The following is a 23,832-nucleotide window of genomic DNA, read 5'->3' on the forward strand; positions in this document are numbered from 1 at the left end:
GCAACAACGTGCTGGGCACGTTGCGCGTGGCGCGTGCGGCGATCCGCCATCAGGTGAGTCACTTCGTGCTGATCTCCACCGATAAGGCCGTCAACCCGACCAACGTAATGGGCGCGAGCAAGCGGCTCGCCGAGATGGCGTGCCAGGCATTGCAGCAGACCGCGCCGCGCACGCAGTTCGAGACGGTGCGGTTCGGCAACGTGCTGGGCAGCGCGGGCAGCGTGATCCCGAAGTTCCAGCAGCAGATTGCGAAGGGCGGGCCGGTGACGGTGACGCATCCGGAGATCACACGGTTCTTCATGACGATTCCGGAGGCGGCGCAACTGGTGTTGCAGGCATCGAGCATGGGGCGGGGCGGGGAGATCTTTATCCTGGATATGGGCGAGCCGGTGAGGATCGTGGATCTGGCGCGCGACTTGATCCGCTTGTACGGATTCTCGGAGGAGCAGATCCGGATCGTGTTCACGGGCTTGCGGCCAGGCGAGAAGCTCTATGAAGAACTGCTCGCGGACGATGAAACGACCACGCGCACGCCGCATCCGAAGCTGCGAATCGCGCAGGCGCGAGAAGTGCCGAATCACTTCCTCGATGAATTGTTGCCATGGCTGATGCAGCATCGCGTATTGGCCGACGATGAAGTGCGCCGCGATCTGCGTCGCTGGGTGCCGGAATATCAGACGACGATGTCGCCGGCTTTGCAAAGTGTCCCGCCGCTGCGCGTGGGTTCAACAAACTGACCACGGCCGATGTTGCTGGATGATGCCTCCGCGTTGACGAATCCCGGGTCCCTGATCTCGCCGCATGACGAGATCGTGGCGCCCTACGATCTCGAAGTGACCGACAGCCCCGCCACGGGCTATCGCGCGCTCGGGCTTTCAAATGGCATTTGCAATGCCGCGTTAGCTGAATTCAATGCGGATTACGCGGCGGCGTCGCGCGTACATGTGATTAATGGCATGGGTGTGACACTTGGCGATTCAGTCATTGGCGTGACTGCGCTTATCGCGATCAAGACGCGGTTTCCGCACATTTCTTTCAGGATTTATCGTCCGGCTCAGGCGCCCGTCTATGTAAAGCGCCTGTACGAGCTTGCCGCACCGCTATTGGGTTCAGTCGTCGATTTGCCAGTGAAGCTCGACGCTATTCCTCACGCAGAATTACGCGTGGACATTGGTAATCATTTGTTCTGGCCGAAGTTCGCCACGCTGCCGATGATCGATTTTTTTCTCGGCGCAATGGGGATAAAGGCCGACGAGATTCCCGCCGCGGATAAGCGCAATCACTGGCTGCAGGAATTGGCGCTGCCCCGGCCTCAGGGGTTAACCGGTGACTATGTATTGCTGTGCCCGACCGCGAGTACGCCCGTGCGCAGCATTCCGGCCTCGGTGCGCGCGGACTTCATTGAGGCGCTGTGGCAGCGCTTCAGGCGGCCCGTGGCGGGTTTCGGCGCGGTTGATCACGCCCACTACACCGATCTCGCTGCGCACACGCCTGATACCGCGGTTTTCATCGCGTGGATCAAACATGCTTCCTATCTGGTGACGCCGGATACCGCGGCTGTTCATATAGCCGCCGGCTTCGATATCCCGACTACGGCGCTTTTTACGACCATCGCACCGGATCTGCGCGTGCGCGACTATCCGCGCTGCCATGCAGTTCTGTTGCCGCTTCCTGAATTGGAAGGCATCCAGGCGAGTAATCGAGTAACAGATGTAAAACTGATCGAACGTGCTTATCGGGCGCTAAAGATTGATGCTAGTTTTTATGGATTTGCTTAATTTCCGCTTAGCCAACCAAGTCAAGTAACAAGTACCAAAATCGGAATAAATTACTTAAAAATGTAAGAATTTTTTCTCATAAAGGTTGCTGAAAATCTACTGCCTTGTCATATTCGGGCAAACCATTAGGGTGGTATGCTTCCTGCACATAATCTTCATACTCAAGCATTACGATGTTTTGTGCGCTTCTTTGGAACCTGATCTGCACCAGCTAGCGGATTTGATGCAGATTGCATGCACCAACTTGTCGTTTTCAGCAAACGTTTGCGAACACCCCGAATTTCTTGATTCAGCCGTTTTGCGGGTAGAAACAACGCCTGCCACGCTTGGTTCAACATTCGCAGCGCAGTCCGACTGCATGGAGCAACGCAATGTTTTTTGACGAACTCAGCAATGAAGAGTGGGCAATGGTTGCCTCTCTGGTCGCCGAAGGTGAAGTCCGTGAACATCGGCGCGGCCGTCCGCGTGCGCACCCGCGCACGATCGTGAATGCCGTGCTGTGGATTCTCACCACCGGCGAAACCTGGTCGAAGCTGCCCAGTCACTATCCGACCGTGCCCACCTGCCGCCGTCGTTTCAACGACTGGCAAATGAACGGCACGCTGATCGAAATGGTGACGCGGCTCGCATCGCGTGGCCGGTCCTTCGCCATCGTGCCGTCCATGCCGGCCGAAGTGCAGCCGCGCCCGGCACAGCCGGCGTACGAATGCGATCGCCTGCGCGGCGTGTTCTGGCAGAACCCGGAGTCGTGGGGCGGTTCTGACGGAGGCAGCGAAAATGCGGTGGACGCGCTGTTCGCTCCCGTCCCGCGGCGGCTCGCCGAAGCACACGACGTCGCGCGCGCCAATGCGCCAACGCCGTTGTCGCCGAGCCGGGCGGCCATGGTCAACAACGCTTCGCGCGCCGTGCATCGCGGGACGTCCGGCGTGCCAGCGCGCGACCCCTCGCCAATGGCCTTCGAGCCCGACTGCGCCCCGGTGCATGACGGCCACGGTTACGTCATCTACGCCATCGCGCGGCCGGTTGCGGGCAGCATGTTCCGCGGCTGGGCTGAAATCGTGAAGGATGGCCGGCGGGTGGAACGTTCGGGCCTGATCGGTCCGCGCCACGAAAACGCGGAGGAAGCAGCCGGGTATGCGCTCGAATGGTCGCGCAGATGGATCGCGGCGCAATCCACGCGCGTGACCCATCCTGTGCAGGCTACCGCGGACGCGCCTCAGCGTGTGGTGCCGGCCGCAGCTGCTTCGAACCACGCTTCCGACCACCCTTCGAGCCCCGCTTCCGACCACGTGCGGAACGAGCCCCAGCATGAGGGCACCGCAACACCGGAGCGCGTTGAGACTCGCCGTTATGCGGACGTGCAGGGCTAACGCTGGATAGTGCACGGCGCCAGGTCTCTTCCGGTGTCTGTTTGATTTGAAAAACCGTGCGGCGCGTCTGAATCTCGCGCCGCACGGTTTTTTATTCCCGGCCGTACTTGTCGTCGAAGCGGACGATATCGTCTTCGCCCAGATACGTACCCGACTGCACCTCGATCATTTCAAGCGGCATCTTGCCCGGGTTCTCAAGGCGGTGTTGCACGCCGATCGGAATGTAGGTGGACTCGTTTTCCGCGAGAATGAACGTCTCGGTGCCGCGCGTGACGAGCGCCGTGCCACGTACCACGACCCAATGTTCGGCGCGGTGATGATGCATCTGCAGCGACAGCCGCGCGCCCGGTTTCACCACGATCCGCTTGACCTGGAAGCGCTCGCCGTTATCGATGGAATCGTAATGGCCCCATGGCCGATGCACCTTGCGATGATCCGCCGCCTCCTTGCCTTGCTCCGCCTTGATGCGCCCGACGATCGCCTTCACGTCCTGCACGCACTCCTTGTCCGCGACAAGAATGGCATCGGCGGTTTCCACGATTACCAGGTTATGAGTGCCTACGCACGCGATCAGCCGGCCTTCGGAGTGCGCATAAGTGGATGACGAACCCTGGAACATCACGCGGCCGCGCGCGACGTTCTCTTCGCTGTCCTTGGGCAGGATCTTCCAGATCGCGTCCCATGAACCCACGTCGGACCAGCCCGCGTTGAGCGGCACGACTGCGCCCGAGCAGACGCTCTGATCGCTCCCAAGCTGCTCCATGACGGCATAGTCGATGGAGTCGGACGGCGAAGCGGCGAACGCCTGTTTGTCGAGCCGGAAGAACTCGCCGTCATGCGTGCCGGCGTCGCAGGCGGCGAGGCAGGCAGCATGGATAGCAGGCTGGAAGTGCTCGATGGCCTTGAGCCACACTGAAGCCCGCACGATGAAAATCCCCGCGTTCCACCAGTATTCGCCCGAGCTGACGTACTGGCGCGCCAGTTCGAGATGGGGTTTCTCCACGAACTTCTCGAGCTGCCACGCGCCTGAGCTGAGCATCTGCTGGCCCACCTTGATGTAGCCGTAGCCCGTTTCCGCATGTGTCGGCACGATGCACATCGTGACAATCGCGCCGTCTTGCGCGCACTTCGCACCCGCGCCGATGGCCTTGTGAAATGCTTCGCTATCCGTAACAACGTGATCTGCCGGCATCACGACAAGAATGACGTCTTCTCCGGCCGCCATCGCGCGCATGGCGGCGACAGTCAGTGCCGGCGCGGTATTGCGCGCCACGGGCTCAAGCACGAGATGCGCGCGCCGTCCGCCGGCACGCAACTGGTCCGCCGTCGTAAAGCGATGATCCTCGCCACACACAATGATCGCGTCGTCGATACGCGCGGTGCCGTAGGTCAGCCCATCGAGACGCTGTGCGGTGGACTGCAGCAGCGACTGGTCACCGATCAGACCAATCAACTGCTTGGGGAAATGCTCGCGCGACATGGGCCACAGGCGTGTACCTGCGCCGCCGGCCAGGATGACCGGCTGGATTCTGAGTTTCGCTTCGGTGGCGGCCGGAGTGAGTGGCGTGCTGATAAGTGTCGTGTCGAGAGCGGTCATGACGAGGGGACTCCTTGAGCTTGATCGGGTATTGCAATTTTTAGCACGTACTAAATAGCTGATAAATCAAAAAACCAGAAAATAATCACTAAATATATCCAAACCGGTAACTTCGTAATTAAACGTAACCGAAATACACGCCTGAATTTTTTTCTTACTTTTCAGGAATTTTTTCTCGAAAATTAATTGCTTAGAATTCGGCTAGGAGCCTTTGTGGAGAAGGCTTGGAGGAAACGCAACATTCTGAAAAAAATTCGTCAATGCCGCAGTTCCGAACTGCTGGCTAGCCCTCTCGGGCCGCTTCATGACAAAAATAAATACGCTCAAAAGCGCGAATTAACACCCGCATTATTTTGCGGTTGCAGCATGAATTTAATTCCAGCCTTATACGGGTATGTACCAAGGCGACGGGCGCTCTCGTTTCTCCGCCTTTGCTCCCCTGTTTTGCGAAGCGACTGAGTGAAGCGGGATTGAGTCGACCGTGTCTTTCCACCCGAGGTGTCTTACATGTTGAGCGTGCTTTCGAGAATGATCGACATTGCCATGGTCGCACTGGGCGCGCTCCTCGCCGCGTCGATACACGCGGGAAATGCCGTCTGGCTCGACGACATGCAAAGCACGCTGCTGGCGTTTAACTGCGTGCTGGTGATCATGACGTTCCCGTCGTTCGGCATCTATAGCTCGTGGCGCGGCAAGCCCGTGTACGACCTGCTGTGGCGCGTGACGCTGGCGTGGTTGATGGTTGAAGGCGCGGGTGTGCTGCTGACGTTCAGCGTGCATCGTGCGGATTTGTTGTCGCGTTTGTGGTTGTTGTATTGGGGCGTGGCGGCAGCAGCCTTGCTGATGCTCTCGAAGGCGCTCGTGCATGCAACGCTCAAGTCGATCCGTCGCGAAGGTTTTAATCAGAAGGCCGTTGCTATCGTTGGCGCGGCGCCCTACGGGCAGTTCCTGATCGAGCAGATGCGCAGCCGCCCCGAGGCAGGTTTTAGCCCCGTATACGTGTTCGATGAAACCTTTCCGGAAGGCACGCTTGCCGGCGTGCCGGTGAGCCGCGATCTGGCCGACCTCACGCAGCTGGTGCGCGGCCGTGCGATCCGCGAACTGTGGCTGGCGTTGCCGATCTCGCAGGAGCGGACCATCCATAAGCTCGTCACGGAATTCCGCGACGACTTCGTGAACATCCGTTTCATCCCGGACGTGCGCAGCCTGTCGTTCTTCAACCACGCAGTGGTTGATCTGCTCGGTGTGCCGGCCATCAACCTGGCCGCGTCTCCGATCACGGACCTCAAAGTGCTGCCGAAGCGCGTGTTCGACCGCTTGTTCGCAGCAGGCGTGCTGCTGTGCCTGGCGCCGTTGCTGATTGTGCTCGCGGTGGCCGTGAAGGTGTCTTCGCCGGGACCGGTGTTCTTCAAGCAGAAGCGCAAGGGCATCGACGGTAACGAGTTCGAGATCTACAAGTTTCGGTCAATGAAGGTTCACCAGGAGACGGCCGGTCACGTCACGCAAGCGAAGAAGGGCGACAAGCGCGTGACGCGTGTGGGCGCCTTCCTGCGTCGCACGAGCCTGGACGAGTTGCCGCAGTTCATCAACGTGCTGCGAGGCGAGATGTCGGTGGTCGGTCCGCGCCCGCACGCGCTCGAACACGACGACATCTACAAGGATCTCGTGAAGGGCTACATGTACCGGTATCGGATTAAACCGGGTATCACCGGCTGGGCGCAGGTGAATGGTTTTCGCGGCGAGACCGATCGCATCGAAAAGATGATGGGACGCGTGAAACTGGATTTGTATTACATGCAGCACTGGACCTTCGGACTCGACATGAAGATCGTTGCAATGACTTTGTGGAAGGGTTTTGCCGGTGCCAACGCTTACTAAGAACGTTTTGAAAAATTTGCCAACCCTGGAGCGCGAGCTATGAAACTCACCATCATCGGTAGCGGCTATGTAGGCCTCGTGACGGGCGCGTGTCTGGCCGACATCGGTAACGACGTGTTGTGCCTCGATCTCGACGAACGCAAGATCGCGATCCTGAACGGCGGCGGTGTGCCGATTCACGAGCCGGGCCTGCAAGACGTGATCGCGCGTAATCGCGCGGCCGGCCGCCTGACCTTTTCCACCGATGTAAAGGCTGCGGTCGAACACGGCGAAGTACTGTTTATCGCGGTAGGCACGCCCTCGGACGAGGACGGTTCCGCCGATCTGCAGTACGTGCTCGCGGCGGCGCGCGACATCGGCCGCTATATGACGAACTTCAAGGTGATCGTCGACAAGTCGACGGTGCCGGTCGGCACGGCACGTCGCGTGAAGGCGGTGATTGATCAGGAGCTCGCTACACGCGGCGTGCAGCACATGTTCTCGGTCGTATCGAACCCCGAGTTCCTGAAGGAAGGCGCGGCTATCGACGACTTCACGCGGCCCGACCGTATCGTGCTGGGTTGCGACGACGACGTCCCCGGCGAACGCGCCCGTGAACGCATGAAGCGCCTGTATTCGCCGTTTAACCGCAATCACGAACGCACGCTTTACATGGATGTGCGCTCCGCCGAATTCACCAAGTACGCGGCTAACGCCATGCTCGCCACGCGTATCTCGTTCATGAACGAACTCGCGAATTTCGCGGATCGTGTGGGGGCGGATATCGAAGCGGTGCGTCGCGGTATCGGCTCGGATCCGCGCATTGGCTACGACTTCCTGTATGCGGGTTGCGGTTACGGCGGCTCGTGTTTTCCGAAAGACGTACGCTCGCTGATCCAGACGGCGGGCGAGTACGACGAGCAGATGGAAATCCTGAAGGCGGTGACCTCGGTGAACGAGGCGCAGAAACAAACCCTGGCCAACAAGATCGTGGCGCGTCTCGGCGACGATCTGCGCGGCAAGAAATTTGCATTGTGGGGCCTCGCATTCAAGCCCAATACCGACGACATGCGCGACGCCCCGAGCCGTGTGTTGATCGCGGCGTTGCTGGAACGCGGTGCATCGATCAGCGCCTACGATCCGGTCGCAACAGACGAAGCGCGCCGCGTGATTGCACTGGATCTGCGCGACACGCCCGAGCAACTCGCGCGTCTCACCTACGCGAACGATCACACCGAAGTACTCGATAACGCCGACGCGCTGATCATCGTGACGGAGTGGAAGGTCTTCAAGAGCCCGGATTTCGACGGTATGAAACGCCGCCTGAAGACCCCGCTGATCTTTGACGGGCGCAACCTCTACGAGCCGGAAACCATGAACGAGATTGGCGTGGAGTATCACGCGATCGGGCGCGGCGTCCGGCAGGCAGTGAAGGCTTCCGTTACGGCCTGACCTGGCTGGCAAGATCGGCTGGCAAATAAAAACAACATCGACACACTCAGGCGCTGCAAGCGTGGCTCGGCTGAAGGACCCGATGCCGCGCACTGCGCCGCTTTAACGGATACAACCTATGTTTCGAAGCGTCTTGATTGTCTGCCATGCGAACGTCTGCCGAAGCCCCGCTGCGGAAATGCTGTTCCGCGCCTACGCCGGCAAGTTAGCGAGCAAACAGCCAAGACGCCCGATCGAATTTCGCTCTGCCGGCCTCTTTGCTGAGGACGGCCGCAATATCGATCCGACGATGTACCGCCTGCTGGCGGAGCGCGACGTCGATCCATCGGGACATTCCGCACGCCGGCTCGACGAGTCCATGGCGCGCGCAGCCGAGTTGATTCTCGTGCCCGAAAGAAATCAGATTGCCGCGATTGAAAAGATGGCCCCGCACACACGCGGCAAGGTACATCTGCTCGGCAAGTGGGAAGACTCTGAAGTGGCCGATCCATACGGCGGCCACGAAACTGCCTATCGCGAGAGCTTCGGGCTAATCGAACGTCTGGTCCAGGGATGGCTGAATAAAATATGGTGAACCGGTCTGTAGTCTTATCTGTTTCCGTGGTCTTTTCGCTGACGACTTTTCTGTCGGCTTGCGGCGCCTTGCCGGGTTATAACCTGAACACGTCGCGCCTGAACGACACCGATCCCACGCCGACCGCGACCTATCCGGTGCACCTGATCACGGCTGACGTGATCATGCAGCAAAACCGGCCGGGTCCGGCGCCGTTGCTGCCGCCCGCGCGTTTCGCGGACCCGGCGCAATATGTGTATCGCGTGGCGCCGCAGGACGTTCTCGGCATCACGATCTGGGATCACCCGGAGCTCACCACGCAGCAGGGGCAGACCTTGTCGGCGGGTGGCAACACCACGCAAACGGTCGCCGGCGCGCTCGCGCAGCCGTACACCACCGCGTTGCCCGGACAGGCCGATCCATTCGGCCAGACCGTCGCGCCGGATGGCACGATCTATTTTCCGTTTGTCGGCAAGTTCCGCGTAACGGGCAAGACCGCGGGCGAGATTCGCGATCAGCTCGCTGCGGGCTTGTCGCCGTACCTGAAGAAGCCGCAAGTCGACGTACGCGTGCTTGCTTATCGCAGCCAGAAGGTCTCGGTGACGGGCGAAGTGAAGTCTCCCGGGCCGCTCGCGATGAGCGACGTGCCGCTCACGCTGGTCGACGCGATCACGCGCTCGGGCGGCACGAACGCCGACGCCGATCTGCAGCGCGTGCGTCTCACGCGCAACGGCAAACTCTACGAGCTCGACGCCGACGGCGTGCTCGACCGCGGCGAGATGTCGCAAAACGTGATGCTGCAATCGGGCGACATTGTCAACGTGCCGGACCGGACCGACAGCCGCGTGTTCGTGATGGGCGAAGTCAAGACACCGGTGCCCGTCTCCATGATGAAGGGCCGCCTGACTATCGCCGACGCACTGACGCAGGCCGGCGGCATCCTGGACACGGATGCAAACGCGCGGCAGATCTACGTGGTGCGCGGCGCGCGCGAGAAGCCGGCGTCGCCGGACATCTACAGGCTGGACCTGACGCAGCCGGATTCGCTGCTGCTGTCCACGCAGTTCCAGCTTCATCCGCTCGACGTGGTGTACGTGGGTACAGCCGGCGCAGTGCAGTTCAACCGTCTGGTCAATCAGGTTCTGCCGAGCTTGCAGACGATCTTCTACTTGAAGCAACTGACGCGATGAGTGCTTTCTACAGCGTTGAATGCATCGAACCAACCGGGATTGAATCGTGAGCACGCCAGCACATTCTTATCAGGGCAAGACCGAAGAAGAGGACGTCGTCCTCGGGCAGTTGCTGCAGGTGATCCTAGACGACATCTGGTGGCTGATCGGGACCGCGGCGTTCATCATCCTTGCCGCGGCCGCGTACTGCTACGTCGCGAAGCCGGTCTATTCGGCCGATGCGCATGTGCGCGTCGAGCAGTCCGACAACACGTCGCAAGCGCTCACGCAGACGCAAACGGGCGCCGCTATCGGCAACTCGTCGGGCGCCTTGCCAACCGACGCCGAGATCGAGATCATCAAGAGCCGCGGTGTGGTAGCGCCGGTCATCACGCAATGCAAGCTCAACTTCTCGGTGAGCCCGATGACAGTGCCGCTGCTGGGTAGCCTCGCTTCGCGGCTCGCCACGCCGGGCAAGCCCGGAAAGCCGTGGCTCGGCATGACCTCGTATGCGTGGGGCGGCGAAGAGGCCGTGGTCGATTCGGTCGAAGTGGTCCAGCCGCTGGAAGGCGTGAAGATGACCATGACCGCGCTTGGCAACGAGCGCTATTCGCTCGCAACCCCTGAGGGCGTGCCGTTGCTCGAAGGCCGCGTGGGTGAGATGGAGAAGGGCAATGGCGTATCTATCAACGTAACAAAACTGGTGGCGCGTCCCGGTACGCGTTTCGAGGTGATGCGCGCCAATGACCTCGATGCCATCGCCGCATTTCAGTCGGGCATTACGGTCGTCGAACAGGGCAAGTCGACGGGCGTGATTCAAATCTCGCTCGAAAACCGCGACCCGGCGCGTGCCGCTGAAATTGCCAATGCGCTGGCCGATTCGTATCTGCTTCAGCACATTGAAAGCAAGCAGGCCGACGCGGAAAAAATGCTCGCGTTCCTGAAGAGCGAACAGCCGCGGCTGAAGGGCGATCTCGAACATGCCGAAGCGGCGCTGACGGAATACCAGAGCAAGTCCGGTTCGATCAACGCAAGCGATGAAGCGAAGGTCTACCTCGAAGGCAGCATCACCTATGAAGCGCAGATCTCCGCATTGAAGCTGCAGATCGCCACGTTGAACCAGCGTTTCGAAAGCAGTCATCCGGCGCTTATCGTCGCGCAGCAGCAGCTTGGCCAACTCGAAGCGGAACGTGCGCGCTTCAGCGAGCGCTTCAAGAATCTTCCGGCATCCGAAGTAAAAGCCGTGTCGCTGCAACGCGATGCGAAGGTGGCCGAAGACATCTACGTGCTGCTGCTGAACCGTGTGCAGGAACTGTCGGTGCAGAAGGCGGGAACGGGCGGCAACGTGCATATAGTCGATGCCGCGCTGCGCCCGGGTGCGCCGATCAAGCCGAAGAAGGTCCTCATCATGTCGGCGGCCGTGATCCTCGGCCTGATTCTCGGGACGGGTCTGGTGTTCCTGCGCCGCGCAATGTTCAAGGGCATCGTGGATCCGGACAAGGTCGAGCGTCTGGCCGGTTTGCCGCTGATCGGACTCGTACCGATGAGCGTGGAGCAGGTGAAGCTCGACGCGGAAGCGAAACGCACGGAGCGCGATCGCGACCGGGTTTCGCCCATTCTCGCGACCATGCGTCCGAACGATGTCTGCGTCGAAATCATGCGCAGCCTGCGCACCTCGCTGCAGTTCACGCTGATGGAAGCGCGCAATCACACCGTGATGCTGACGGGGCCGGCATCGGGCGTCGGCAAGAGTTTTCTCGCGGTGAATCTTGCGGTGCTGCTCGCGGCGTCCGGTAAGAAGGTGCTGCTGATCGACGCCGACATGCGGCGCGGCAAGCTGGAGCGTTCGTTCGGCCTCGAGCGCGCGAATGGTCTCGCGGAATTGCTCGCCGGCACGATCGGACTTGAGCAGGCTATCCGCACCACGCGCACGCCGTTCCTGAGTTTCATGCCTGCGGGCAAGCGTCCGGAGAATCCGTCGGAGCTGCTGATGTCGCCGCGGCTGCAGCAATATCTCGACGGGCTGGGGCGCGTGTACGACGTCGTGTTCATCGATACCCCGCCGGTTCTTGCCGTCACGGACGCATCGATTATCGGTAAGCTTTCGGGCACCAACTTCCTCGTGATGCGCTCGGGCGCGCACAACGAAATGGAGATCTCCGATGCCATCCGGCGCCTGCGCACGGCGGGCATTCCGCTTCACGGCGCGATCATGAACGGCATGCCGCAACGTTCGCGTGGTTACAACCGCGGACACTATGCAGCGGTCGAAGACTACTTGAACGTTTGAACGCGAGGGGAGCGCCGCATGACATCGACATCGACATCGACATCGACCCTGACCATCTCCGTGATGGTGCCGACGTATCGCCGTCCCGCTGATTTGAAGCGCTGTATGGCGGCGTTGCGCGCGCAGGCGCGTCCGGCAGACGAGGTGCTGGTGGTGGCGCGTCCTGAGGACGAGGCGACGCATCGCGCACTCGAAACGGAACTCGCTGAAAACAACCCGTTCGAGCTGCGCGTGATCGAGACCGGCCTGGGCGGCCAGGTTGCGGCGCTCAACCGCGGGCTGGATGCGGCGCGCGGCGACATTGTCGCGATCACCGACGACGACGCCGCGCCGCGCATTGACTGGCTGGCGCGTATCGATGAAGCCTTCAGCAAAGATCCTGAACTCGGTGCGCTCGGTGGCCGCGACTGGGTGTTCGAGCGCGGTGCGCTACTTGATGGCGAGCGTTCGGAAGTGGGCATCATTCGCCGCACGGGCAAGATTTGCGGCAACCATCATCTGGGTGTGGGCGCGCCGCGACCGGTCTCGTTGCTGAAGGGCGCGAACATGATTTATCGACGCTCGGCCGTAGGCGGATTGCGCTTCGATACACGCCTTCGCGGCAAGGGCGCACAACCCTGCAACGACCTCTCGTTCAGCCTGAGCGTGCGGCGCACGGGCTGGAAGATGGTCTACGATCCGCGCGTTGCGGTCGATCATTTTCCCGCCGAACGTTTCGACGACAACGGCCGCGATGCGCAAACCCTGGGTGCGCTCTCGGACACCGCTTACAACCTGCATCTGGTGCTGCGCGAGCACCTTAGCCCGGTCGCACGACATGTGGCGTGGTACTGGTACGCCGCCATCGGCACCCGTGCGATGCCCGGCCTCGCGCATACGCTGCTCGCACTCGCCCGCACCCGCAATGTAGCCTGCTGGGCACGCTATCGCGCGATGCGTCGAGGCGCGCATGACGCGCGTCGCGACGCGCAGCATGAGCCCGCCGCCTACGCGCTCGCCATGCGCGGCCGCACAGACGGCGCGAAAGCCGCATGAGCCGCGTGACGCGGGTCCGGAACTCACAACCTCACGGCGACGTGGAGGCTTCCCGTATGCAAGCGACCAAAGTTCACGTGCATCTGTTTTACGGCGCAGACCCGCGGTTTTATCGCGCAGGCGAGAACATCGGCTGCCTGTACGGTTATCACCATGCAGAGTCGCCGGAGCTGACGCTGACGTATTCGCGCGATGAGCCGGAGAACAAATTCGTGCGGCTCGCGCGGCGTGGACTGAAGGCGGCGCTCGGCTTCGACGTCATTCATACGTGGCGCAATCGCGAGGAGATTCTGGACTCGGATGTGGTGTGGACGCATACGGAGCACGAGCATTTATCGGCGGCGCTGTTGCTGCTGTTGAAAGGCCGCGCTCGTGGCAATCCGATGTTGCTCGCGCAAAGCGTGTGGCTGGTCGACAAGTGGGCGGGTTTCGGTGCGCTCAGGAAGTGGGTGTACAAAAAGCTGCTAGCCCGCGCCGATGTCCTCACCACGCACGCGAGCGAGAACGCGCAGATGGCGCGCGGATATTTCAAGCGCGACGTGGAACAGGTTTTCTACGGCATCAACCCGCACGACTTTCCGTTGCAGGAGCCCGCGTCCTGGCAGCCGCATACGCCAGTAAGAATTGCAGCGATCGGTAACGATCGCGATCGCGACTGGGAGTCGCTCGTCCAGGCGTTCCGGCAGAACCCGGCGCATGAAGTGCGTATTGCGACGCGTCGACGGGTATCGAAAGCGCTGCATGCGAGCAACGTGAAGATCGCGCCGGCTTTCGGCCTGAAAGCGGCGCGCGAACTCTACGACTGGGCCGATGTAATCGTGGTGCCGTTGCGGCCGAACTCGCATGTCTCGGGCATAACGGTCGTGCTTGAAGCGGTGGCGCTTGGCAAGCCGGTGATCGTCTCTGATGTCGGTTCGTTGCGCGATTACTTCGGCCCTGAGCACGTGTTCTATGTGCCGCCACACGATGTGCCCGCGTTGCAGCGCACGCTCGCTTCAATCGTCGCCGATCCTGCGCTCGCACTGCAACGCGCCAGGGCCGCAAGTCGTCACTTCGCCGCACGCGATTACACGACCCGCCAGTTCGCGCTTCAGCATGTCCGTATCACGCAGGATTTCATGAAGACGCGGCGCACGGACACGCCCTTGCGTTCATCAGAAGCGACGCTGCATGCCGAGCTCGGCCAAGTCACTCCTCAACGCCGGACGAACTGATCCATGAGCACACCGGCCGCCCCGCGCACGCCGAAGTATCTGGCCGATCTGATCGAGAACGGCGGCAAGCCCTTGCGCGCGGGTTTTCTCGGCCTGTTCCGTGACGACCCCAAGCATTGGTTGCCGCAAACCGGATTCTGGATGTTCACGCTGCTGCTCATCCTGGCGCATCAGGGCACGGCGCTGACCTACGGGTTCCCGGCCATGGCGACGGGCGTCGGTCTATGGCTGTATTTCAAGAGTCCCGCGCGTTATATCGGTTTCGTCTGGTGGCAGTGGTTCCTCAGTCCTGAAGTGCGTCGGCTCGCTGACTTCGCGAAGGGCGGTTTCACGCCAACCAGCCTGATCCAGGTCGCTCCGGTGATCGTGACCATGATCTGCGCGATTACAGTGGTCCGGCATTATCGTGTGCTGGCTGAGCGGCGCGGCCTGCCGATCCTCCTGATCCTCCTGGGCCTCGCCTACGCCTACCTGATAGGCGTGATGTCCAACGGCCCGATGGCGGCCACCTACGACCTCGCTGCGTGGCTTTATCCGGTGCTGATCGGCTTTCACATCATGGTCCATGCCCGCGAGTATCCGAAGTACCGCCAGGCGATCCTCGACACGTTCATCTGGGGCATGCTGTTCATGGGCGGCTACGGCCTCGTGCAGTTCTTCCTGATGCCGGGCTGGGACGCCATGTGGATGATCGGCTCGCAGATGGCGTCGCAAGGCGATCCGGTCCGGCTCGGCGTGCGTGTGTTCAGCACGATGAATTCATCCGGCCCGTTCGCGCTCGCCATGATGGCCGCGCTCACCTTCACCATGGCCGGCACGCAAAGCGTGCGCTGGGTCGCGGGCGGTCTCGGTTTCATCTCGTTTGGCCTGTGCATGGTGCGCTCCACCTGGGGCGGCTGGGTCATCGCGATGGTCCTGCAACTGCTGAAGGCGAGCAACAAGGTGCGGGTGCGGATTCTGGTCGGCGCGGTGGTGCTGGCGGGGCTTTCCGTGCCGCTGCTCACCTTCGGGCCGATTGCCGACAAGATGGCGACGCGCCTGCAATCCATCACCAATCTCAGCGATGACAACAGCTACGCTGCGCGCAACGAGTTCTACGCGTCGTTCGCAAAGACAGCCTTCACCGACGTCTCCGGTGAAGGGTTCGGCGCGACCGGTTCATCGACGAAACTCTCGAGCTCCAACGGCGATCTCGGTAAATACGGCAGTTTCGACAGCGGCGTGATGAATGTGCCGTTCGTCCTCGGCTGGCCGGGTTCGCTGATGTATCTCGCCGGACTGGGTTTGCTGATCATGCGTGCGTTTCGCGCTTCGTTTTCGCTACGCGATGACAAATACGCGCAAGCCTCCCTGAGCGTTGCATTTGCGATCGTCGGCATGCTGGTGTTCACGAATACGTTCACGTCCATCGGTGGAATGATCCTTTACATGGGCCTCGGCTCGGTCCTCGCTGCCCGCCATCACATGCGGATCGAGCGTCGCCGCGCGCAAGCGCTCCTCGCACACTCCCTCCCTGAAAAGAAGGCACTCCGATGAGAATCGCCATCGTCACTCATGTCGTGCGTCACAACGACGGGCAAGGCCGCGTGAACTACGAGATCGCGCGCGCCGCGTTGGCGGAAGGCCATCAGGTCACGCTGCTGGCGTCGCACGTCGCGCCGGAACTGGCGTCCGAAGCACGCCTGCAATGGGTCGAGACCAAGGTCGGGCGCTTCTGGCCGACCAAGCTTTTCAAGCAGCAGATATTTGCGTTGAAGACGGCGTTGTGGCTCAGGGCGCACAAGAAGGAATACGACGTGCTGCATGTGAACGGGTTTATATCGTGGGCTAAGGCCGACGTGAATACAGCGCACTTCGTGCATGGCGGCTGGCTGCGCAGCCCGTACTACCCGTTCAGGCTCACCGGCGGTTTGTGGTCCGCCTACCAGGTGTTGTACAGCCACGTGAATGCACGGCTCGAACACTGGGCGTATCAGCGCTCGAAGGTCATTGCTGCCGTGTCCGAGAAAGTTGCCATCGAGATTCGTGCGAACGGCGTGGCCGGCGAGCGTATCGAAGTGGTTTATAACGGCGTGGATACGAGCGCGTTCAAAGCGGCCCGGGTGAAGGGCGCTGACCGAAAGTCGTTCGGATTGCCGGACGATGCATGCCTGCTGCTGTTCGTCGGCGACCTGCGCACGCCGCGCAAGAATCTCGACACTGTGCTGAAAGCGCTGGTGCAGCTTCCCGCGAATGTGCAACTGGCCGTGGCGGGTTATATCCCGGGCAGTCCCTACCCCGATGAAGCCCGCGCGCTGGGCATTGCGGATCGTGTGCATTTTCTCGGGCTGGTGAAGAACATGCCCACGCTGATGCATTCCGTCGATGCCTTCGTCTTCCCGTCGCGTTATGAAGCGATGAGCCTCTCGCTGCTCGAAGCGCTCGCGGCGGGGCTGCCGGTCATCACGGCCAAGACGGCGGGCGGGGCGGAGATTATCGGCACGGACTGCGGCATCGTGCTCGACGATCCCGACGACGCCACCGCACTCGCCGGTGCGATTACAACGCTCGCCGATGCTCCCGAACTGCGTCGTGAAATGGGCGAAGCGGCGAGGCTGCTGGCGGATCAGTTTGGCTGGGCACGCATGGCTCGGCGGTATCTCGATCTGTATCGCGGGTTTGCGAATCAGGCCGGCGCAGCGGCAGGCTCCGGTGAGGCACAGGCGGACGGCGGGGCGGCCAAAGCGGCGGCGCTTATGAAGAACGCCACGCTCAGCGAGGCTCCTTTTGTAGTGCCTAGCCTGACGAATCAATCACGGGCATGGCCCGTATGAGCGGTTCTACGGACATTGTTATCCATCAACTATTTCGATCGGGGTCGTGGACATGAGCACGCAAGCCATCAAGTCGCTGCAAATTGGAATGCACTGGTTCCCCGAGCGCGCGGGCGGTCTGGACCGGATGTATCACACGCTGGTGGGCGCGCTGCCCGGTGCGGGCGTAACGGTGCGGGGCGTGGTCGCGGGGTCGGAGCGGGTGGCCGCGGACACCGAGGGCGCGATTCGCGGCTTCGGTCCGGCGGCGCAGTCGTTGCCGCGCCGCTTGATGGCCGCGCGCCGGGCGTTGCGGGCGTCGTTGAGCCGCGAGCGGCCCGATGTGGTCTCGTCGCATTTCGCGCTCTATACCTTCCCCGGACTCGATGTCACCCGCGGCATTCCGCAGGTCTCGCATTTCCAGGGGCCGTGGGCGGACGAGAGCCACGTTGAAGGCGCCGATTCCATCGGCCAGCGCACCAAGCGCATGCTCGAGCAGCGGGTGTACGCGCGCTCGTCGCGGTTGATCGTGTTGTCGGAGGCGTTCGGCGAGATTCTGCACTCGCGTTACGCGATTCCTGCCGACCGGATTCGTGTGGTGCCGGGATGTGTCGATGTCTCGCAGTTCAATTTGCCGCTTAGCCGTTCCGATGCCCGTCGCCGGCTTCAGTTGCCGCAAGACCGGCCAGTTGTGCTGGCGGTGCGTCGACTGGTCAGGCGGATGGGGCTGGAGGATCTTATCGAAGCGATGAAGCGCGTGAAGGCGAAGCAGCCTGACGTGTTGTTGTTGATCGCGGGGAAGGGGCGTCTGGCCGAGGAGCTGCAGGCGCGCATCACGGACGCGGGTCTTGACGACAACGTCCGGCTGCTCGGATTTGTGCCTGACCGGCATTTGGCGTCGCTGTATCGCGCAGCCGATGTGAGTATTGTGCCGACCGTGGCGCTCGAAGGTTTCGGGCTGATTACGGTGGAGTCGCTTGCGTCGGGGACGCCGGTGCTGGTGACGCCGGTGGGCGGTTTGCCGGAAGCGGTCGCGCCACTGTCCGGGAACCTTGTTTTACCTTCGACGGGCGTGGATGCCATTGCCGATGGTTTGATCGGTGCGCTTAACGGATCGCTCAAGTTGCCGACGGAGCAGGAATGCCGGCTCTACGCGCGCGAAAATTTCGATACACCGGTGATCGCCAAGCGCGTAGCCGCGGTGTATAGCGAGGCGATTCAGGCGGGAGTGGTGCATTAATAAAGGGTTGTTTGGGGGTTTTCGTTGGGGCCGGTGGTCGGTTGCAGGCAGCGCGCAAAACTGACCCGAGGCGCCGGCGAACCCCCTATGCAAGCAAGGATCCATTGAAGCGTCGTACTATTACATTCTATTTCCCTGACCGGAACGACGCGCCCGCGCAATGCACCACCCCCGCGGGCCAGAATGGAACCGACGAGCATGGACCGATTTCTAGCAATGAAAGTCTTCGTGCGCGTGGTCGAGAGCGGTAGTTTCTCCAAGGCGGCGGATGCATTGCGCCTCCCGGCCGCAAGCGTATCGCGCACCGTTCAGGCACTCGAAGCGCACCTCGGCGCGCGCCTCCTGAACCGCACAACCCGCAGCATCAGCATTACCGAAGACGGCGAGATTTATTACGAGCGCTGTGTGCGCGTCCTCGGCGAAGTGGACGACATGGAGTCCGTCTTGTCCCGCTCCAAGCTGAGTCCGAAAGGCACTGTGCGCGTCAGCCTGCCCGCCCTAATGGCGAAAAGCACCATCATCTCGGCGCTGCCCGAATTCTTCGCGGCCTACCCGGATATCCGCGTTGAAATGAGCCTGACGGACAAGCAAGTCGACATTATCGAGGCGGGCGTGGACTGTGTGATCCGCGTGGGCGCAGTCGGCGATATCGGCCTGGTGGCGAAGACGATCGGCCGTTACTCCCAGGTCACCGCAGCAGCTCCGTCGTATATAGCGAAATATGGCGAACCCAAGACGCTCGAAGATCTCGAGAATCACATGTGTGTGGATTATCTGGTGAGCAAGACAGGGCGCGTCAGAGCCTGGGAGTTCGTGGTGGACGGCGAGACCAAGACAATGCCGCTCAAGGCCGTGCTGGCTGTGAACGACGCGGATTCGTATGTGGAGTGCGGCCTGGCCGGCCTCGGGCTGATCCAGGCATCGAGCTATACGCTGTCGTCGTATCTGGAAAGCGGCGCGCTGGTCGAAGTGCTGCAGGCGTATCCGTCGTACCCGCGTGTGGTGTCGATCCTGTACGCGGCGAACCGGCATCAGCCACGGCGGGTGAAGGTGTTTATAGAGTGGATCGCGGAGATTTACAGACGGCAATCGTCATTGCAGGTGGCCGCGGACGATCTGCTCGCCGGACATACCGGACATGTCGATCACGCCAGCCACGTCACGTCTTGACGGCAACGCCGTTCTGCACCGCTTCATTAGCTTCACTACTCTCGAGCTGCGCGCGAGCGTGTTTGAACATCCACTCGAGCGTGTCGTAGATCGGCGTGACGGGTACGCGGCCAATCGCGCGCCGTAGCTTGACGTTCGAACCGACCAGCTTCGCAATCTCATTGCGCCGCATGAAGCGCGGGTCGACGAAGATATCGATCTTGTATCCCGCGATGCGTTGCAGCATGGTCAGGATTTCGCCCAGCGAATGGCCGGTGCCCGAGCAGGTGTTGAACGCTTCGCCCACGGGCGCGACTTCCAGAAGCCGTGTATAGACTTCGACTACGTCGCGCACATCGGAGAAATCGCGGCTCACGGCGAGGTTGCCGAGCGACATGCGTGCTTCATGGCGCGCATGATGATTGACGATCTTCGGCAGCAGGAAGTCTTCGCCCTGGCCTACGCCGGTGTAGTTGAACGGCCGCGTGAAGAATATGGGCAGGCGGTCGAGCCACAGGCGCGCCATGTTCTCCATGGCAAGCTTGCTGACCGCGTAGTCGTTGCCGGGATTCAGCGGCACGTTTTCGTCGATGACTTCCACGTTCGCATTGCCATACACATTCGACGTGCTCGCCATCAGCACAGCGCGAGGTTTCTGGTCGAGCTGGGACAGCGCGTCGAGCAGATTGCGCGAGCCCATGATGTTGACGAGATAACTTTGCGTGGGCGGATTGCCCGTGACGTGCGCGAGGCCCGCGAGGTGAACGACCACATCGGGCTTGGCGTCTGACACGCACGCACGCACCGCGTCGAGATCGAGCAGGTTGACGGGAACGCCGGTTGTGCCGGGCACGTCGGGCTCGGAGGCGGGTGAAGTCGTGCCCCACACGTCGTAACCTTCGTCCAGCAGACGCGCGGCCATGTGGCGTCCGGTAAAGCCCGAAAGACCCGTGATGAGAGCGCGACGGCGTTTGCCGCCGTCAGGATGTTTTATATCGTTCATTGCGCTTGATGTTTGCGGCGGCCGTTTGGGGCCGTTTCGCAAAGTGTTTGCGGCATCATGGGAATGGTTTTCCATGCCTTGTCTGGTGACGCCAGCCGCTTGCCGTTTTCCGGCAATGCAGCCGCCGAGCGATGGGTTTCATCATGCAAGGGTATTCGCATGAGAATGCCGAATTCCACTCCGCGCCCAGTGCGACGGGGATTTCCAGCCATTGTCCACGTTGATTTAATGGGCAATTTTATCACGTCGCCCTTAATTCAAGGGGACGGAACACGCCGAGTAGCCGGCGCCCGACGTGAAGTACCGCCAACTAATTGCCAAACGGTTAAGCGCGATCTTCGAGCGGGGTCACGCGCCGTAGGATTGAATACTGTCGCATTGGGCCGCGCCTTTTGGCACGCAGGGCGAAAATTCCGATGCAGGCAGGCATCTGTCGGCCGCGCGCAGCGTCACGCCTTGGCCCGAAAGCCTAGCATTACGATTTGCTGATTCTATAAAAAAACAAACGGGAAAATATTGGATCGGCTTCAGGTGAGATGTTAAAAAGTATTTCCTGGAAGCAGGCTCAAAGCGGTCGGGATGCCCTGTATTTATTACTTTTCGAAACAAATTTCTTGAATGAAATAAGTCAATGCGAAAGTAAGTCGTGGGCTCGGTGCCGCGCTGACAAAGGCTCTCGCGCTTCATTGATTCCTGGGGCATTTCGGGGGCGACACTCAAAAGATGGTTCTAACGGTAATTGATTGCGTTTTGTGGCTCATTTACCACTGTCGGTCTTTGGTTGCATTCCATTTATTTCAGATTTTTTTGCAATATTTGAACGGTAGGCTTGGTTAACCCGAGTAACGGCCGTGACGCCTGGTTTGCACCATCGGCCGATGGGAGCAGGGCCGGCCGCTCTCAGACGGAGAAAACCTCTTGCATCGTTTTTCGCGGTTTTTGCGTTTTTCGCGTTTGTCGCTTCTGGCATCACGTTTTCTGGTTGTTGGCGCGCTCAGTCTGGTTGCAGCGGGCTCCGCGTATGCGGTGTTGCCTACGGTGCTGCAGGCGCGCACATCTTGGATTGGCAACACCTTCGGTTTCGGCGATGGGGTCTGGACGCAGATCAACATCACCGCGATCGCCGTCACGCCCGACGGCCGCGTGTACACCAACGCGCCGTGGGATGAAAGCGGCGCGGAAGTGAGCGCCTACAAGGATGGCAAGGTGCTCGGCACGGCCGGCGGCACGCATGGCTGGGGCAACTACGGCGGCAACGCAATCGCGCTGAACCGGCGCTATGCGTTTGTCGCGGTCGGGGTGGGCAACGAACGCGGCAAGTTGTCGAAGCCGGGGGTGTGGCCGCCGAAGGGCACGCAATGGTTTGGCGTGTCGCGCCGGGACATTGGCGACGTCAAGCGCAGCGTGGCGTTCCAGGCGAACCTCGCCGGCGATAAAGACGGACATGCGCAGCTCGCCGCCGCGTTCCTGATGATCAACGAGGCGCCGGAAGACAAGCGTGGCGCGCCGAAGACGGACGAGTTAAGGCAGGACGTTGGTGGGCTGGCAGCGACGGACGCGCTGTTGTACGTCGCGAATACCGCGATGAATCGCATCGAGGTGTACGACGCCGAGTCGATGCAGCAGACGAGCAAATGGAACGCGACGCAGCCGGGGCGCCTGGCGCTCGCGAAGGACGGCACGCTGTGGGCGCTGGTCAATACGCAGGGCGGTAAAGCGCGGCTTGCGCACTACTCGCCGGTGGGCGTGACGATCGACGATGCACCTGTTTTTGCCGCCGGCACGGACGCTGTCGATCTGACGATAGACGGTCAGGGCCGTTTGCTGGTCGCCGACAACGGGCCGCGTCAGCAGGTGCTGATCTTCACGCGCGATGGCGGCGCGAACAGGTACCGCGAGTCGAGCGCGCTGGGTGAACGCGGTGGCATTTTTTCGGGCATCGCGGGGCGGCCTGGTCCGCAACGCTTCAACGGACTCACGGGTGTGGGCGTGGACGCGGCGGGCAACGTCTATGTATCGACGAACGGGATTGGCGTGAGGCAGGGTTCGATCGGCGCGGGGCTGGGCACGACGCTTGAGAGTTATGCGCCCGATGGCCGCCAGTTGTGGCAGGTGCAGGGACTGTTGTTCGTGGACGGTGCGTGGATGGATCCGGCGCGTCCGAATAGCGTCTACACCGGCAACAAGCGCTTTGAACTGGATTTGTCGAAGCCGGTGGGACAGGAATGGAAGTACGCGGGTTTCTTGTCGGGGCGTTTCAAGTATCCCGAGGACCCGAGCTTTAGCATCGGTGACTGGCCGGGACAACCGATCGCTCGCAAGATCGATGGCCGTACGTTCTTGTACTTGACGGACATGTATTCGGATCACCTGAAGATTTATCGCTTCGATTCAAAGCGCGATGGTGAGCTTGCAATTCCTTCGGGGTACTTCGCAGGGCGTGAACGCGGCACGGAGAGTATTCCGAATCATCCGCCGCATGGTGACTGGATCTGGCGTGACGACAACGGCAATGGCCGGTTCGATGCGAACGAGTTCGATGTGAACAACGGTTTGCTGCCGAACCCTGGCGGTTGGGGATGGTGGGTCGACACGAAGGGCGACATTTGGCACACGAGTGACGCTCGCGGCATTAATCGCTTTCGATACGGTGGCGTGGACCGCGTGGGCAATCCGAAATACGCGTATGACGACGCGCAAAACTACCCGATGCCTGCGCCGTTCAACGTGGTCAAGCGCGCGGTGTACGAGGCGGATACGGACACGATGTATGTCACGGGTTACACGGCGGACGAGCCGTTTGATCGTGGTTTCTGGAAGGAAGTTGGGCGGCGGTTGGTGCGCTACGACCATTGGTCGAAGGAACCGCAGCAGCGGTATTCGATTGAGTTGCCGTGGGACACGAAGAGCAAGCCGCTTGCGACCACGATTGGATTGACGGTCGAGGGCAAGTATTTGTTCACGGTGGAACCGGTTGGGATGGTGCATGTGTATGAGAAGGACACGGGGCGTGAGGTTGGGGTGATCAAGCCGGGGCCGGAGGTGGGTGGTGCGTCGGGGTGGGTGGATGTGCCGAATGGGATTAGCGCTAGCCGCCAGGCGAATGGTGAGTACCTCGTGTTTGTTGAAGAGGATGCGCGGGGGAAGGTGATGATGTACCGGTGGCGGCCATAGCCTGTTCGTTCGCACTTTAGGGTTTGTTTTGGGGGCGGGCGTGGTGGTCGGAGTCAATGCCGGGTTGGTGCTTTCGGTGTTGGTGGTCTGCGTGAGTTAGCTGATCTCTTTATCACTATTAGCCACTGTGCGTGGCGGCACTTCATTTCTTTTTCCAAC

General features: G+C 61.2%; 18 protein-coding genes. 15 read left to right on the top strand and 3 right to left on the bottom strand.

Annotated elements, in window-relative coordinates; all coding sequences use genetic code 11:
• From M0D69_RS38495 to M0D69_RS38505, 3 genes are all read left to right on the top strand, one after another.
• Nucleotides 1-737, top strand: a 737-nt coding sequence (locus tag M0D69_RS38495) for a polysaccharide biosynthesis protein (RefSeq protein WP_301787045.1), incomplete at its 5' end; no start/stop codon positions are given.
• 9 nt (nt 738-746) lie between these two features.
• A complete protein-coding gene (locus M0D69_RS38500; RefSeq protein WP_301787046.1) occupies nt 747-1,778 on the top strand; it encodes a glycosyltransferase family 9 protein in 1,032 nt (343 codons plus the stop codon).
• Nucleotides 1,779-2,149: 371 nt separating this feature from the next.
• Nucleotides 2,150-3,148 (top strand): transposase, encoded by a 999-nt coding sequence (locus M0D69_RS38505; RefSeq protein ID WP_301787047.1) that lies wholly within the window; start codon nt 2,150-2,152, stop codon nt 3,146-3,148.
• A gap of 91 nt (nt 3,149-3,239) precedes the next feature.
• Here the strand turns inward: M0D69_RS38505 and M0D69_RS38510 are convergent, their stop codons facing one another.
• Nucleotides 3,240-4,745 (bottom strand): mannose-1-phosphate guanylyltransferase/mannose-6-phosphate isomerase, encoded by a 1,506-nt coding sequence (locus M0D69_RS38510; protein ID WP_301787048.1) that lies wholly within the window; start codon nt 4,743-4,745, stop codon nt 3,240-3,242.
• A 507-nt stretch (nt 4,746-5,252) separates the two neighbouring features.
• Here M0D69_RS38510 and M0D69_RS38515 point away from each other — a divergent pair.
• From M0D69_RS38515 to M0D69_RS38565, 11 genes are all read left to right on the top strand, one after another.
• A complete protein-coding gene (locus tag M0D69_RS38515; protein WP_301787049.1) occupies nt 5,253-6,623 on the top strand; it encodes an undecaprenyl-phosphate glucose phosphotransferase in 1,371 nt (456 codons plus the stop codon).
• 39 nt (nt 6,624-6,662) lie between these two features.
• Nucleotides 6,663-8,054, top strand: coding sequence for a UDP-glucose/GDP-mannose dehydrogenase family protein (locus M0D69_RS38520; protein WP_301787050.1), 1,392 nt, complete (start codon nt 6,663-6,665; stop codon nt 8,052-8,054).
• Nucleotides 8,055-8,172: 118 nt separating this feature from the next.
• Entirely contained in the window at nt 8,173-8,628 is a 456-nt protein-coding gene (locus tag M0D69_RS38525) for a low molecular weight protein-tyrosine-phosphatase (protein WP_301787051.1), read from the top strand.
• Nucleotides 8,622-9,797 carry a polysaccharide biosynthesis/export family protein gene (locus M0D69_RS38530; protein WP_301787052.1) on the top strand — a complete coding sequence of 392 codons (1,176 nt, stop codon included), beginning with the start codon at nt 8,622-8,624 and terminating at the stop codon, nt 9,795-9,797. The genes M0D69_RS38525 and M0D69_RS38530 overlap by 7 nt, the downstream gene beginning before the upstream one ends.
• 43 nt (nt 9,798-9,840) lie before the next feature.
• Nucleotides 9,841-12,066: a polysaccharide biosynthesis tyrosine autokinase gene (locus tag M0D69_RS38535; RefSeq protein WP_301787061.1), complete on the top strand. Its 2,226-nt coding sequence runs from the start codon at nt 9,841-9,843 to the stop codon at nt 12,064-12,066.
• Between the two features lie 18 nt (nt 12,067-12,084).
• Nucleotides 12,085-13,101, top strand: coding sequence for a glycosyltransferase family 2 protein (locus M0D69_RS38540; protein ID WP_301787053.1), 1,017 nt, complete (start codon nt 12,085-12,087; stop codon nt 13,099-13,101).
• Between the two features lie 56 nt (nt 13,102-13,157).
• Nucleotides 13,158-14,315, top strand: a complete 1,158-nt coding sequence (locus M0D69_RS38545) for a glycosyltransferase (RefSeq protein ID WP_301787054.1) — start codon at nt 13,158-13,160, stop codon at nt 14,313-14,315.
• Nucleotides 14,316-14,318: 3 nt separating this feature from the next.
• Entirely contained in the window at nt 14,319-15,851 is a 1,533-nt protein-coding gene (locus M0D69_RS38550) for a glucose-6-phosphate isomerase (protein WP_301787055.1), read from the top strand.
• Nucleotides 15,848-17,128 carry a glycosyltransferase family 4 protein gene (locus M0D69_RS38555; protein ID WP_301787056.1) on the top strand — a complete coding sequence of 427 codons (1,281 nt, stop codon included), beginning with the start codon at nt 15,848-15,850 and terminating at the stop codon, nt 17,126-17,128. Before M0D69_RS38550 ends, M0D69_RS38555 begins: the two co-directional genes overlap by 4 nt.
• A gap of 52 nt (nt 17,129-17,180) precedes the next feature.
• Nucleotides 17,181-18,347 (top strand): glycosyltransferase family 4 protein, encoded by a 1,167-nt coding sequence (locus tag M0D69_RS38560; RefSeq protein ID WP_301787057.1) that lies wholly within the window; start codon nt 17,181-17,183, stop codon nt 18,345-18,347.
• A gap of 198 nt (nt 18,348-18,545) precedes the next feature.
• Complete coding sequence (locus M0D69_RS38565) at nt 18,546-19,517, top strand: LysR family transcriptional regulator (RefSeq protein ID WP_301787058.1); 972 nt, start codon at nt 18,546-18,548, stop codon at nt 19,515-19,517.
• On the opposite strand, the gene M0D69_RS38570 is transcribed toward M0D69_RS38565, so the two are convergent.
• On the bottom strand, nt 19,507-20,499 hold the full coding sequence (locus tag M0D69_RS38570) for a GDP-mannose 4,6-dehydratase (protein ID WP_301787059.1): 993 nt from the start codon (nt 20,497-20,499) through the stop codon (nt 19,507-19,509). The two genes, M0D69_RS38565 and M0D69_RS38570, sit on opposite strands and share 11 nt — an antisense overlap.
• Nucleotides 20,496-20,678 (bottom strand): hypothetical protein, encoded by a 183-nt coding sequence (locus M0D69_RS38575; RefSeq protein ID WP_301787060.1) that lies wholly within the window; start codon nt 20,676-20,678, stop codon nt 20,496-20,498. The genes M0D69_RS38570 and M0D69_RS38575 overlap by 4 nt, the downstream gene beginning before the upstream one ends.
• 820 nt (nt 20,679-21,498) lie before the next feature.
• Here M0D69_RS38575 and M0D69_RS38580 point away from each other — a divergent pair.
• Nucleotides 21,499-23,673, top strand: coding sequence for a hypothetical protein (locus tag M0D69_RS38580; protein ID WP_301787062.1), 2,175 nt, complete (start codon nt 21,499-21,501; stop codon nt 23,671-23,673).
• The last annotated feature ends 159 nt before the right edge of the window (nt 23,674-23,832 follow it).

This window comes from Caballeronia sp. SEWSISQ10-4 2 (assembly GCF_030464885.1).
Classification (GTDB): Bacteria; Pseudomonadota; Gammaproteobacteria; order Burkholderiales; family Burkholderiaceae; genus Caballeronia.